Source organism: Microbulbifer sp. MLAF003, assembly GCF_030012965.1.
Classification (GTDB): domain Bacteria; phylum Pseudomonadota; class Gammaproteobacteria; order Pseudomonadales; family Cellvibrionaceae; genus Microbulbifer; species Microbulbifer variabilis.
The window spans coordinates 1,615,903-1,628,925 of the sequence record NZ_CP120232.1 but is presented as its reverse complement, the minus strand read 5'-3'; the positions used below and the strand labels follow the sequence as shown (position 1 = coordinate 1,628,925).

General features: G+C 50.6%; 11 protein-coding genes and 2 pseudogenes. 8 read left to right on the top strand and 5 right to left on the bottom strand.

Annotated features, from left to right (window positions below; genetic code table 11):
* Positions 1-49: 49 nt before the first annotated feature.
* The gene (serC, locus tag P3339_RS07835) at positions 50-1,129 is read right to left on the bottom strand and encodes a 3-phosphoserine/phosphohydroxythreonine transaminase (RefSeq protein ID WP_282952940.1); all 1,080 of its coding nucleotides are present in this window, start codon (positions 1,127-1,129) and stop codon (positions 50-52) included.
* Between the two features lie 167 nt (positions 1,130-1,296).
* Positions 1,297-3,857, bottom strand: a pseudogene (gene gyrA / locus P3339_RS07830) (DNA gyrase subunit A).
* 188 nt (positions 3,858-4,045) lie between these two features.
* Between gyrA and P3339_RS07825 the strand changes: the two are divergent.
* The 4 genes from P3339_RS07825 (at position 4,046) to P3339_RS07810 (ending at position 7,637) form a co-directional block, all read left to right on the top strand.
* Positions 4,046-5,371 carry a TRZ/ATZ family hydrolase gene (locus tag P3339_RS07825; protein ID WP_282952939.1) on the top strand — a complete coding sequence of 442 codons (1,326 nt, stop codon included), beginning with the start codon at positions 4,046-4,048 and terminating at the stop codon, positions 5,369-5,371.
* 73 nt (positions 5,372-5,444) lie between these two features.
* A complete protein-coding gene (gene ubiG / locus P3339_RS07820) occupies positions 5,445-6,146 on the top strand; it encodes a bifunctional 2-polyprenyl-6-hydroxyphenol methylase/3-demethylubiquinol 3-O-methyltransferase UbiG (RefSeq protein ID WP_020413367.1) in 702 nt (233 codons plus the stop codon).
* Between the two features lie 12 nt (positions 6,147-6,158).
* Positions 6,159-6,818 (top strand): HAD family hydrolase, encoded by a 660-nt coding sequence (locus tag P3339_RS07815; RefSeq protein ID WP_020413368.1) that lies wholly within the window; start codon positions 6,159-6,161, stop codon positions 6,816-6,818.
* Between the two features lie 60 nt (positions 6,819-6,878).
* Entirely contained in the window at positions 6,879-7,637 is a 759-nt protein-coding gene (locus tag P3339_RS07810) for a YciK family oxidoreductase (RefSeq protein ID WP_282952938.1), read from the top strand.
* 62 nt (positions 7,638-7,699) lie between these two features.
* On the opposite strand, the gene P3339_RS07805 is transcribed toward P3339_RS07810, so the two are convergent.
* Positions 7,700-8,014 carry a hypothetical protein gene (locus P3339_RS07805; protein ID WP_020413370.1) on the bottom strand — a complete coding sequence of 105 codons (315 nt, stop codon included), beginning with the start codon at positions 8,012-8,014 and terminating at the stop codon, positions 7,700-7,702.
* A gap of 248 nt (positions 8,015-8,262) precedes the next feature.
* Between P3339_RS07805 and P3339_RS07800 the strand changes: the two genes are divergently transcribed.
* The 3 genes from P3339_RS07800 (at position 8,263) to P3339_RS07790 (ending at position 10,723) form a co-directional block, all read left to right on the top strand.
* Positions 8,263-8,682 carry a hypothetical protein gene (locus tag P3339_RS07800; protein ID WP_282952937.1) on the top strand — a complete coding sequence of 140 codons (420 nt, stop codon included), beginning with the start codon at positions 8,263-8,265 and terminating at the stop codon, positions 8,680-8,682.
* Between the two features lie 208 nt (positions 8,683-8,890).
* The gene (locus P3339_RS07795) at positions 8,891-10,039 is read left to right on the top strand and encodes a sigma-70 family RNA polymerase sigma factor (protein WP_040628847.1); all 1,149 of its coding nucleotides are present in this window, start codon (positions 8,891-8,893) and stop codon (positions 10,037-10,039) included.
* A gap of 99 nt (positions 10,040-10,138) precedes the next feature.
* Positions 10,139-10,723 carry an acyloxyacyl hydrolase gene (locus tag P3339_RS07790; protein WP_157533489.1) on the top strand — a complete coding sequence of 195 codons (585 nt, stop codon included), beginning with the start codon at positions 10,139-10,141 and terminating at the stop codon, positions 10,721-10,723.
* A 19-nt stretch (positions 10,724-10,742) separates the two neighbouring features.
* Here P3339_RS07790 and P3339_RS07785 read toward each other — a convergent pair whose 3' ends face one another.
* Positions 10,743-11,240, bottom strand: a complete 498-nt coding sequence (locus tag P3339_RS07785; protein ID WP_282953566.1) for a glycosyltransferase — start codon at positions 11,238-11,240, stop codon at positions 10,743-10,745.
* On the bottom strand, positions 11,225-11,845 hold the full coding sequence (locus P3339_RS07780; protein ID WP_282952936.1) for a glycosyltransferase: 621 nt from the start codon (positions 11,843-11,845) through the stop codon (positions 11,225-11,227). The genes P3339_RS07785 and P3339_RS07780 overlap by 16 nt, the downstream gene beginning before the upstream one ends.
* Positions 11,846-12,034: 189 nt before the next feature.
* Here P3339_RS07780 and P3339_RS23385 point away from each other — a divergent pair.
* Positions 12,035-12,936, top strand: a pseudogene (locus P3339_RS23385) (TraB/GumN family protein).
* Positions 12,937-13,023 lie beyond the last annotated feature (87 nt).

Here is a 13,023-nt window from a genome sequence, read left to right as displayed (position 1 = left end):
CTATCTACTTTTCCGTGAATTCATCAGTATTATTTACCCTTTCCGACACTTAACCCCGGCGAACCTCAAAGTCCGCCATAAATGCCACCAAAGCCTTCACCGCTTCCAGAGGAACAGCGTTATATAGAGAAGCGCGCATGCCACCGACCGAGCGATGCCCCTTCAAACTTAACAGTCCAGCAGCTTGGGATTCCTCCAGGAATAATTTATCAAGACTGGCGTCTGCCAATACGAAAGGCACATTCATACGCGAACGACTACCCACCTCTACCGGACTGGAGAAAAAGTCGCTGCTATCCAAGAAGTTGTAGAGCATTTTGGATTTTGCATCGGCCTGCTTTGCCATCTCCTCAACACCACCCTGAGCCTTCAGCCATTGGAAAACCAGGCCTGACAGATACCAGGCAAAAGTAGGCGGCGTGTTATCCATAGAGCCCGCATCAGCAGCCACCTTCCAGCTCAAACTGCGGGGGATATTTTCCATTGAACGATCGAGCAAATCATCACGAATCACGGCTACGGCAATACCTGAAGGACCAATATTTTTCTGTGCGCCGGCATAAATTACACCGAAGTTCTCCACCTCAATAGGTTGCGACAAAATAGTCGAGGACATATCAGCCACCAGCGGGCAATCCACCTCCGGCACATAATCAAACTCCACACCGCCAATCGTTTCATTCGGCGTATAGTGTAGATATGCGGCCCCTTCCGTTTGCTGCCAACTGTCTGCAGCTGGCACATAGCTGAAATTTCGATCCTCACTGGAAGCCACTACATTGACCTCACCGTAGCGACGAGCCTCTTTAATCGCCTTGGCCGCCCAGTGACCTGAATGAATAAAATCGGCCTTGGTAGACCCAGCGCCGAGAAGATTCCAGGGCACGGCACTGAACTGCCCAGTTGCACCACCCTGAAGAAACAATACTTTGTAGTTGCTCGGCACACTGAGCAGATCGCGGAGGTCCTGTTCGGCCCGCTCAGCCACCTCAACAAACTCTGGAGAGCGGTGGCTGACCTCCATTACAGAGCAACCGAGCCCTTGCCAATCGAGCAACTCCCTTTGCGCCTGCTCCAGTACGGGCTGCGGTAAAGCGGCAGGGCCTGCACAGAAATTAAACTTCCTCATGAGCTGATTTCCACAATACAAAAAAGGTTTCAAATACAACTAGATGTGTCTACGCACAAATTGCCATTCAGGGGGATAGATATCGCGCCTTTAGCGTTTTTCGTGGGAGCCAAAGGCAAGAAAGGCCGCGATAAACGCAGCCTTTCTTAGTGGTCTGGAGCGGTGGGTCACTCTTCCCCACCGTTTTCTTCACCGTCATCTTCGGTCTCTTCAATGCGACCGAGACCAACCAGCTTCTCGCCAGTCTTCAGGCGAATCACTCGCACCCCCTGCGTGTTGCGCCCAAGTACAGACACTTCATCAACACGGGTGCGCACCAGAGTGCCCTGGTCGGAGATCAACATCATCTCTTCACCCGGATGCACCTGACAGGCACCAACCAAGGCACCGTTGCGTTCACTTTCCGCGATCGCAATAACACCCTGGGTACCGCGCCCCTTGGTGGGGAATTCGCTGATAGCTGTGCGCTTACCATAACCATTCTCAGTAGCCATCATCACAGAGCCACCCTCTTCAGGGATAACCATAGCGATAACCTGCTGACCTTCCTGCATACGAATACCGCGAACACCACGGGAAACACGACCCATAGAGCGCACATTGGACTCGGAGAAGCGCGCTGCCTTACCGGCGCTGGTAAACAGCGCTACATCGCGCTCACCATCGGTAATCGCAGTGGCTACCAGGCGATCGCCCTCTTCCAATTCAATTGCACGCAAACCAACACTGCGGGGGCGGGCAAACGCGGTGAGGGGGTTTTCTTTACGGTGCCATTGGCGGTAGTGAAGAAGATAAAGTGATTTTCGTCGTACTCGGACACCGGCATCATGCTGCTGATACGTTCACCCTCTTCCAAGGGCAGCATATTAACCATTGGGCGACCACGGGAGGCTCGGCCAGCGGTGGGCACTTCGTAGACTTTCAGCCAGTACACCTTGCCCTTATTGGAGAAGCACAGAAGGGTGTCATGGGAGTTGGCGATCAATAGATGCTCGACGAAGTCCTCGTCTTTTACCTGGGTCGCGGATTTACCCATACCACCACGGCGCTGGGCCTGGTAATCGGTCAGAGGCTGGCTCTTGGCGTAACCACCGTGGGAGATAGTTACTACCTTGTCTTCCGGGGTAATCAGGTCTTCAACGGTCAGATCCTGGCGAGACGCAACGATATCGGTTCGACGCTCATCGTTAAAGTCCTTTGACAGCTGCTCTAACTCTTCGCGGATCACTTCCATCAGACGCTCGAAGCTACCGAGGATATGCAGATATTCAGCAATCTGCTCCAGTCGATCCTGGTATTCGGCCAGCAGCTTATCGTGCTCCATGCCCGTCAGGCGGTGCAGGCGCAATTCGAGAATTGCCTGAGCCTGGGCCGGGGACAAGTAGTAAGCGTCGTCGCGCAGACCAAATTCTTGCGGCAGATCATCTGGACGGCAGGCATCAGCACCAGCCCGCTCCAGGAACTGCTGTACATTGCCTACAGGCCAGCCTTTGGCCAGCAACGCCTCGCGGGCATCTGCCGGCGTGGCGGAAGACTTGATCAGCTCAATTACCGGATCAATATTGGCGATGGCAATCGCCAGACCTTCCAGAATATGACCGCGCTCGCGGGCTTTGCGCAACAGGTAGACCGTACGGCGGGTAACGACTTCCTGACGGTGGCGAATAAAGTGCTCGAGCAGCTCTTTGAGGTTCAATACCTTGGGCTGGCCATCGACCAGGGCTACCATATTGATACCGAAGACGCTTTCCAGCTGGGTCTGGGAATAGAGGTTATTCAGAACCACATCACCCAGCTCTCCCCGCTTAAGCTCAATCACTACGCGCAAGCCGTCTTTGTCGGACTCGTCGCGCAACTCAGAGATACCCTCGATCTTTTTCTCTTTCACCAGCTCAGCAATACGCTCGATCAAGCGCGCCTTATTCAGCTGGAAGGGGATCTCAGTAATGATGATGGTTTCGCGATTGGTCTTGTCATCGCGGATCACATCTGCTTTGGCACGCACATAAATGCGCCCACGGCCAGTGCGGTAGGCCAGGAGAATACCGGCGCGGCCATTGATGATGGCGCCCGTGGGGAAGTCCGGCCCGGGGATGTACTCCATCAGGTCGTCGACGGTCAACTCGGAATTGTCGATCAGAGCCAGGCATGCCTTGATCACCTCACCCAGGTTGTGGGGAGGAATATTGGTAGCCATGCCCACCGCAATACCGGAGGAGCCATTGACCAAAAGGTTCGGCACACGGGAAGGCAACACCTCCGGCATTTGCTCGGAACCATCGTAATTATCGACAAAGTTAACCGTTTCTTTATCGAGGTCGGACAGCAGCTCGTGGGCCAACTTGTCCATACGGATCTCGGTGTATCGCATGGCAGCTGGGCTGTCACCATCGATAGAACCGAAGTTACCCTGGCCATCTACCAGGGTGTAACGCATAGAAAACGGCTGCGCCATACGCACAATAGTGTCGTAGACCGCAGTGTCTCCGTGCGGGTGATATTTACCGATTACATCACCAACGACACGCGCTGATTTTTTGTATGGTTTATTCCAGTCGTTTTTAAGCTCGCTCATCGCGTAGAGCACGCGGCGGTGTACCGGCTTGAGGCCATCGCGTACATCCGGCAGTGCGCGCCCGACAATCACGCTCATGGCATAGTCGAGATAAGACTGCTTGAGTTCTTCTTCGATATTAATCGGAGAGATTTCTTTGGCTAATTCGCCCATGGCTTACGGCGTTCCTTTTATAGCGCGGGCATGTGTACCGAGCCCGGATAAGCGGGCGATTCTAGCATAGTTTGACGCCGTTGGAGGGGGCATCTGAACAGCCACTCACGCCATTTAGATCCCTGGTTGCCGTAACAGTCCCCCGCCGCTAAAGTTGAATCCACTTTAACCGCCGCCTCTTAGCACTTATGTCACAGCCCGTCGATACATTGATCCACGCACGCTGGATTATTCCAGTGATTCCTGAACAAAAAGTGTACGAAGATTGCTCTCTCGCTATTGAGCAGGGCCGAATTACGGCACTCTTGCCCTCCTCAGAAGCCAAGATCCGTTTTAAGGCAAGCCAGGAAGTAGATCTCAACCAGCACGCCTTGATTCCCGGCTTAATTAATACTCACAATCACGCCCCTATGACATTGCTGCGAGGCTATGCCGATGACCGCCCGTTAAAAGAGTGGTTGGAGCAACATATCTGGCCGACAGAACAACGCTGGGTGGGCCCAGAATTTGTCGCAGATGGCAGTCGTCATGCCATTGCCGAAATGCTGAGATCTGGCACCACTACATTTTCTGACCAGTATTTCTTTCCTGAGGCCGTAGCTTGTGCAGCACGGGAAAGTGGCATCCGGGCCCATATCGCCTTTCCTGTACTGGACGCACCCACTCCTTGGAGCCGGCATAGTGAGGAAGCACTACATAAGGGTCTAGCTCTTCGAGATGATTATCGCGCCCATGAGCGTATCGAAGTGGTCTTTGCACCGCACGCCCCCTATACAGTGGGGGATCAGACCCTGGAAAAAATCGCTGTATGCTCTGCGGAGGCCCAGGTTCCCATACAAATACACCTGCATGAGACTTTTCACGAGGTAGAAACCGCTTTAGAGAAAAGTGGAGAACGCCCAACTGAGCGCCTCTTGCGCCTGGGCCTGATGGGGCCGCAAACTCTATGTGTGCACATGGTCGCAACCAACGAAAGGGATATCGAGCTACTAAGTAAAAGCGGCGCCCATGTAGCGCATTGCCCCTCTTCAAATCTCAAACTAGCTTCCGGCTTCTGCCCTGCGACAGAGATTCTAGACGCCGGTATCAATGTATCGCTTGGCACTGATGGCGCAGCCAGCAATAACAGCCAGGACCTTTTTGCCGAAGCTAATACCGCCGCCCTTCTGGCAAAAGCAGTCAGCGGCCGAGCTACCGCTCTACCCGCACACCAAGCCTTGGCAATGGCCACTATCAACGGCGCACGCGCACTGGGAATTGATGAAATTACCGGAAGCCTTGAAGTTGGTAAAAGTGCAGACATTACTGCTATCAATTTGGGGGGAATTGAGCAACAGCCAGTGCACGACCCGATCTCCCAGCTGATTTATACCGGGGGCGGCCATAATGTAAGTGATGTCTGGGTAGCCGGCAGACAACTTTTAAAGCAACGCCAATTGCAAACCTTGAACGAAATAGAGGTAGTTCAGCGAGCACAACTGTGGCGTGATAGAATTGCCGGCCATTCGCGCTGAGCGCGAATTAACCCCCAGTGATCCTATTACCGGCGAGGGTCGGCCACTAGCGACGGAGTTTGCATAGAAGTTCATGAGTAATGTAGATCCTGCAGAAATTGCCAAATTCGAACAGCTCGCCAGCCGCTGGTGGGATAAAGAGGGCGAATTTAAGCCACTCCATGAAATCAATCCGCTGCGCGCCAACTATATCGATGGACTTGCATCAGTCGCGGATAAGAAGCTATTGGATGTCGGATGTGGCGGGGGCATTTTGACGGAAGCCATGGCCCAGAGAGGCGCTGACGTTACCGGCATCGACATGGGAGAGGCACCACTGAATGTGGCCAAACTGCATGCACTGGAAAGCGGCGTAAATGTAAATTACCGGCGGGTAGCTGTCGAAGACTTGGCTGAAGAAATACCGGCTAGTTTTGATGTCGTTACCTGCCTGGAAATGCTGGAACATGTGCCCGATCCGTCATCGGTGATCCGCGCCTGCGCGAAGCTTGTCAAACCCGGTGGCCACCTATTTTTTTCGACAATCAATCGCACTCCTAAGGGCTGGCTTTTCGCAGTAGTAGGGGCAGAATATATCCTACGCTTACTACCCAAAGGCACCCATGAATACGGCAAGTTTATCCGTCCCTCAGAAATGGGCGCCTGGCTGAGGGAAAGCGATTTGGAGTTAAAGGATATTACCGGTATGACATACAACCCGGTAACTCGCACTTATAAACTCAACTCTCGCGATGTCGACGTAAACTACCTTGTGCATGCCATTAAACCCGAGTAAGCGGACGATAAAATGAAAGCAGCTTTATTTGACCTGGATGGCACTCTTCTCGATACCGCGCCAGATTTTATTGTTGTACTTAATCAACTACGGCATCAGGAACAACTGCCTCCACTGCCAGATGAAATAATCCGCGGCACGGTTTCCAATGGTTCTCGCGCATTGGTAACACTGGGGTTTGGCAAGGAAGAGGGAGACCCAGAGTTCAGCAGTCTGCTACAGCGCCTTTTGGATCTATACCTTGCTCACTTGGCTGAGCAAACAGCGCCTTTCCCGGGTATTGAAAACTTGTTGGACACCCTCGTGGACAACAGTATTCCCTGGGGCATTGTGACCAATAAGCCCGAGGCATTTACGTTACCATTAATGCAGGCATTTGAGCACTTGCCACCAGCAGCAGCTGTGATTTGCCCAGACCACGTCAGCAAGACAAAACCAGACCCAGAGCCCATTTTCCTGGCATGCAATCAAATTGGCTGTGCCCCCTCGGAAGCCGTTTATATTGGTGATCACGAGCGGGATATTGTTGCGGGGCAGCGTGCTGGCATGCCAACAATCGCCTGTAGTTATGGTTACATTGATGCATCAGACAACCCAGCCAACTGGGGCGCAGATCACTTGGTCAGCTCTGTAGAGGAAATCTGGCCCCTGCTTAAACAACATTATATTTAACTTTCTAACCCGCGCAGTAACGCCCAGCTCTTGTGCTTGGCGATAGCATCAGGATTTTTCATGTCAGAATTTGCCGGCGACTATGTTGCGCCCACCAACCTGCTCAAAGATAAAATAATACTCATTACTGGTGCTGGTGACGGCATCGGAAAAACTGCCGCAAAAACTTTCGCCTCACACGGAGCCACTGTAGTTTTGCTGGGGCGAACCACAGCAAAACTGGAAATGGTATATGACGAGATTGAAGCGGCTGGCGGTCCTCAACCAGCAATATTTCCGCTCGACTTGAATGAGGCCCGGATCGAGAATTTCGAAAACCTTGCCGAAGCAATTGATCAAGAGTTTGGTCGACTGGACGGGCTGCTACACAATGCGAGTCTCCTCGGCCAACGAACACCACTAGCCAACTACAACTTCGCCACCTGGCAGCAGGTCATGCAAGTAAATATCAATGCAACATTTGGTCTCACTAAAGCCCTGCTACCACTACTGGAAAAATCTAAAGCTGGGTCGATTGTATTCACCAGCTCAAGTGTTGGTTTAAAAGGGAGAGCCTACTGGGGCGCCTACTCAGTATCAAAATTTGCTACCGAAGGGCTAATGCAGGTTCTCGCCGATGAATTGGATGGCGTATCAAATATACGGGTAAATAGCCTAAATCCCGGCGCCACACGTACATCTATGCGCGCCACTGCATATCCAGCCGAAAACCCCCAGTCTGTGGTAGCTCCCGAAGAAATAATGCCCACTTATCTCTACTTGATGGGGGATGACAGCCTAGGCCAGAGTGGTAAGCACTTCAGTGCACAAAAACGATAATATTGCTAACTGGAAAAACCGGGCATAGCTCGGTTTTTTTATGTCATAAATCAAGAAATTAATTAGCCCTTCCGCTGCCCTGGAGACTTCTTGTCCAGATCGCTATCCCGCTCTGTACCACCATGCTCAGGGGCATCTGCAAAAATATCCCCTTCAAACTCCATCATTTCATTACCCTCGAAAATCTCTGCTTTTTTATCTACCTTACCACTGCTGTCGAAGAGATTTTGCTGAGCTCCACCCTCGAGTGACTGACCTGCTACCAACTCCGTCGCTACCGCTAATGCCGCCCCCGAAACTGAAAGTCGCATGCCCTCATAACAAAAATAGGTGGCCACAAGGGCAAACAAGACTGCTGGAGTTACTAGACTTTTCATTTTCCAATCCTGGATAGCTTTAATTTATAAAATTTTTCCAATTGATAAATTAATACCCAGGATTTAGTTGATATGCCCCCTGGATACCAAGTCAGATTTAGCCAATAGATCAATCAGACTTAAGAATGAGGCTATTTTTCCACGCAGATTCAGGCAAAAGCGTGAAATATCGCACAAATTTCATTGTCCAGCCCTGCTGGGTCGGGCAGAATAACGCTAACACTAGGCAATAATATGAAATAAAGATTATGAAAGCGGTTCTTTGTTCTCTCGCTTTAATTTTATTGACCCCAATAGCGTATGCTAACTCCTTGACAAAACAGCTGGAAACCTGTTCTGCAATAGCAGTAGATGAAGATCGATTGGCTTGCTTCGATAGCCTCAGTGGCTCCTTGGAACAGCAAGCAAAACAAAGCTTTGGCCAAGAACATAAAGCGACCCTTCAAGTTCCAGAGTACATCGAAGCCAAAATCGCCAAAATTCAAGATGACTCTTATGGTAAAAAAATTATTACGCTAGACAATGGCCAGATCTGGAAGCAAAGCGGAAGTGCACGCATATTTTGGGGGGCTGGCGATCTAGTCACTGTAGAGCGTGCCATGCTCGGCTCTTTCTTTATGAAACAAGCAGACGGCGGTCGCAAAATGCGAGTAAAGCGGGTTAAATAACAACCTTTCTTGTCTAAAGGGCAGTAACAGACCCTATCAGCTGCCCTTCCAACCTCAAAGAAGCCTGACAATTAGAACCTTCTAGTCATCGAAAGGAAGGCGCAATAATCAACTTTCATCTATGGTTAAGGTGAAATGGGCGCCACAGGCTGCCTGGAGAGACCAACCAGTACATATCGTTCACGCAGTCAACAGAAGGTTTGAGCACTTGTCCCGAGAAAATTTCTACTCAAGGGATGAAGACTGGCTGAAGGATACAGACAACGCCCTCTCCGATTCCTGCTCCAATGCAGATGATCGCGACCAGGCCACTGATGCCGGGCCCGATATCGAAGAGATTCATTCTGTTGGGGAGCCACTCTCTGAGAGTGGCACAACCCCCATGCAAAGCTACTTAAAGCACCTTTATCGACTCGAGCTGCTAACTCCTGAGGAGGAACACAGTACCACATGCATGCTCAGAGATCTGGAAGACAAACTAATTGTCATCCTACAGCAATACGGCACCGAGCTAGTGCAATTGCGCAGTGAAGGTGTAGAGCAACGGGGAAGTACAGGGGCCTATGATCATGGGCTGATCATAGAGCGCACAGAAGCCCTATTAGTCCTCGATCACCTACCACGCAGAGAGCGCAGTAGACTCAACGGCGTGCTAAAGCGCTTCCAAAAACAGCGCAAAAAGCTGATCCAGTGCAATCTGCGCCTGGTAATCGCCATTGCCAAGCGTTTTCGCAACCCATCGGTTCCTTTTATCGACCTTATCCAGGAAGGCAATGTCGGTCTGATGAAAGCCATAGAGCGCTTTAAGCCACAAATGGGTTATCGCTTTTCCACCTATGCCTATTGGTGGATTCAACAGGAAATCCAGCTGGCCCTGCGCCGAAATGAGGACCTGGTTCGCCAACCTGCAAATGTCCAGGATGATCTGAGAGCGATCTACAGGGCGATAGGTGAAGTCCGTGCCCAAGGGCTTCCCGCATCCGATGAAAATCTCGCTACGCAAACCGGTTTGGACCTGGAGCGTATCCAAAGCCTACTAAAGCTGCCTGGGCCCACCGGCTCGTTAGATGACCCTGTTGCCGATGACCAAAGCAGCACGCGACTCGACTACGCGCCAGCCGACGAACTCTACAATACCGACGAGCTGGTAACCAACCAGGAGTTGGCCGAGCGATTGCGTGAAGCTGTCGCGCGACTACCTGCCAGACAGAGAACTGTTTTAAATCTTCGCTATGGGCTGGTATCCGATAGAGACTGCTCATTTCGAGTCATCGGCGAACAACTGGGATTAAGTCAGGAAAGGGCCAGACAACTGCATTCCGACGCACTTCGACAACTGAAGCGGCAATGGCGCTGAAAAAAGGAAGAAGCCGGTGGCAAGCCTCATCATTGAAACTTGCCATCGCCATCTTTCCCTCTAGTCTTAATAAAGCTCAATTAGTTAACATCGGAAGTTATGCGTAAGCCAGTGGTTTCATGTATGTGCGGTAATACCCTTAAAAATTACGCACCTTTTTTTATTTATGGACTCTTAATTTCCCCTTTCACTTTTGCTGAGTCAGAATTTATTGCTAGCGCAGGAAAGGGGCTGGGCAGTGAGCTGATGCAAGTGCACTCCATCTCAGCCGCAGAAATGGCAGGCTTCAGCTATTCCTACCTGCTCGCATCATCCAATCTCGACAACAATTTTTGGGAATGGTGGGGGCAAGGTAGTTATTCCCACATGCGAATAAAATATCGCGACGAAAGCCAGCAACAAAATATATTTGAATTAAAGCCTCTACTGCGCTGGTACCCACGCAATGAACCTCGCGGCGGATTTGGAGAAGCTGGTGTAGGCGCATCCTATTTAAGTAACGATCATTTTGGCAGTATCAGAATGAGCACAAAATTAAACTTCGCACTGCATTTTGCTTTGGGCTATCGCTTCTCAGGTGGCCATACACTATCTTTACGCTATAGCCACTTCTCCAATGCCAGGACCAATACACCCAACCCCGGCTTCGACTTCGCATCTCTAAATGGGCACTTCAATTTTTAGTCAGGCCAAAAATAGATTATCAAGGCCTATCCAGTAATTCATGGTAAAGGTTTACAGTTTGTTTAACTAAATCCTCATTATAAAAACTGTGAAATTCAATTTTTACTAAACGATCGGTTAAGGCTAAAGCAGCTTCAGATAAAGCTTCTACATTTTTGCGCTCTACGATTCCCTCCGGAAAACAATGGGCCAACACTTCCCCCGCACACGTATCCTTATAAGCAATCACTGGACATCCCATTGCAAGCGCTGCCATAGCATTCCTGCCGCATGGCTCATACGGGCGAGCAAGACTAACTAACACCTGGGAAGAGGCATACAGCTCGCGCATGTCCTGGCGAGCCCCAAGGAACAGCACGCGCCCTTCTAAACCCAGTTCTTGGGCATATAACTCCAGCTTGCGGATATAACGCAAATCATCCTTTTGTTGCTTGCCAATAACCAAGCCCATTATATCCTCACGACCTCGCACTGAATAAGCGAGTCCCTGTAGAAAAAAGCCTAACTCTCCTTCCAGGGATAAATCCCCCGAATACAGCCACCAGTTTTTTCCTCCAGCTGAGGATAATTATTAAGAAGACGCAAATGCCATTGCCCTGAAATGGGTTTGCTACGATCAAATTCCTTAGCGCTAACTCCCCAAGGAATAACACTGGCCGGCGAGACCATCTTCTTTCCGTAGTGCGCCTGTAATTGATTAGCCACTCCAAGGGATGTGGCGATAACCCGCTCCCCGGCAATCACACCAGCATCTCGGCGACTGGGTGCACGATTGCTATCGACATGGGTTACCAAACCTGGACGATTTACATCATCCATACGCCGCCAAGCCCGCGAAGTCAATAAAGCGGCTAACCGTCCATGCACATGAATGATATCTGCTTGTAGCCCGGCCAAAATATTAGTAAGACGCCGTACAAGGGGTTGTGACCAGAGGGGCTTTTTATTCAAAGGCAGTTGAATATGCTGGATACCATGTAGCTTGAGACGAGCAACCAGCGCCCCACCTGCCGAGATCACAACAGGCTCATGCCCCTGTTGGCTCAACGCTTGTATAAAGTCCAATGCGGCCTTCCCTGCATCTCCAGGCTCTAACTCAGGCCAAACTTGTACAATTCTCAAAATGTTTACCGCGAAAATGGAACAAAGTCACTATTTTGACTCTCACTGATTTAGTTTCCCAGTAAATTCCGCACATGCCAACGGGAAAACCTACACATATGGCCAGTTTATCTTTGCCGTCACCTCCAGTATCAGCGCCTACTCCAGGGTGTTACTATTCTTTCGCTTAAACAAGATCAGGGACCAGCAATGATTCATCGTTACTTATCACAGTCGATAGCTCTCGCTCTCATATTATTTGTCGGTTTAGTAAATGCCGCAGAAACTGACCAAGGTATCTTCTGGAAGGCCACCAAAGAGAACCAGACTATCTATCTGCTGGGCTCAATCCACTTAGCTACAGAAGACTTCTACCCCATGCGCCCCCAAATTGAGCGCGCCTATGCCGAGAGCGATGCCATTGCAGTAGAAGCCGATATTCTCGCTGCGGAAGGCAATATGCTGCTACAGCAGAAAATCATGATGGAATCAGTCTACCAGGGTGAACGTAATCTACGTGACGACCTCCCCCGGAAACGTACAAACAGCTACAGAAGTGGATACAAAAGCACAATATGCCGGAGGCTATGTTTATTCGCCAGCGCCCTGCAATTGCCATGATTTCCATGAGTATGGTCGAAATGCAGGCCCATGGCCTCAATCCCGAACTGGGTATAGATCGCCATTTTCTGCAAAAAGCCAAGAAAGATGACAAACCGGTCGTTGAACTCGAAGGGGTTTTACAGCAGTTCCAACTGTTAAATGGCCTGGACAACCCAGCTCTTCTGTTACAACAAACCCTTGAGCAGCTGGAAGATATATCCAGCTTCCTCCCCAAGCTCACCAAGGCTTGGAAGGACGGCGATGAGAAAACTCTCCACCACCTAATTATTCTTGACGGACTCAATGAAAACCCGGAATACAAACCGCTTTACGATACGCTGTTTTTCAAGCGCAATGAAAATATGGCGAAGCGAATCAGCTTAAAAGCGCCAAACCATTCATCCCTGTTTGTTATTGTTGGAGCAGGACACCTAGTTGGGGGGCAGCATCGTGGAGCTGCTCAAAGAGGACGGATACAAGCTGGACCGGATATAGCCCCCACCGGATAATAGTCGAGCTATTTGGTAGTACGAGACGATACTCCCTCCCAATAACCTTGCCGCCGGTTTCTTTTAGGCGGCAATCTTCTTCCCGCA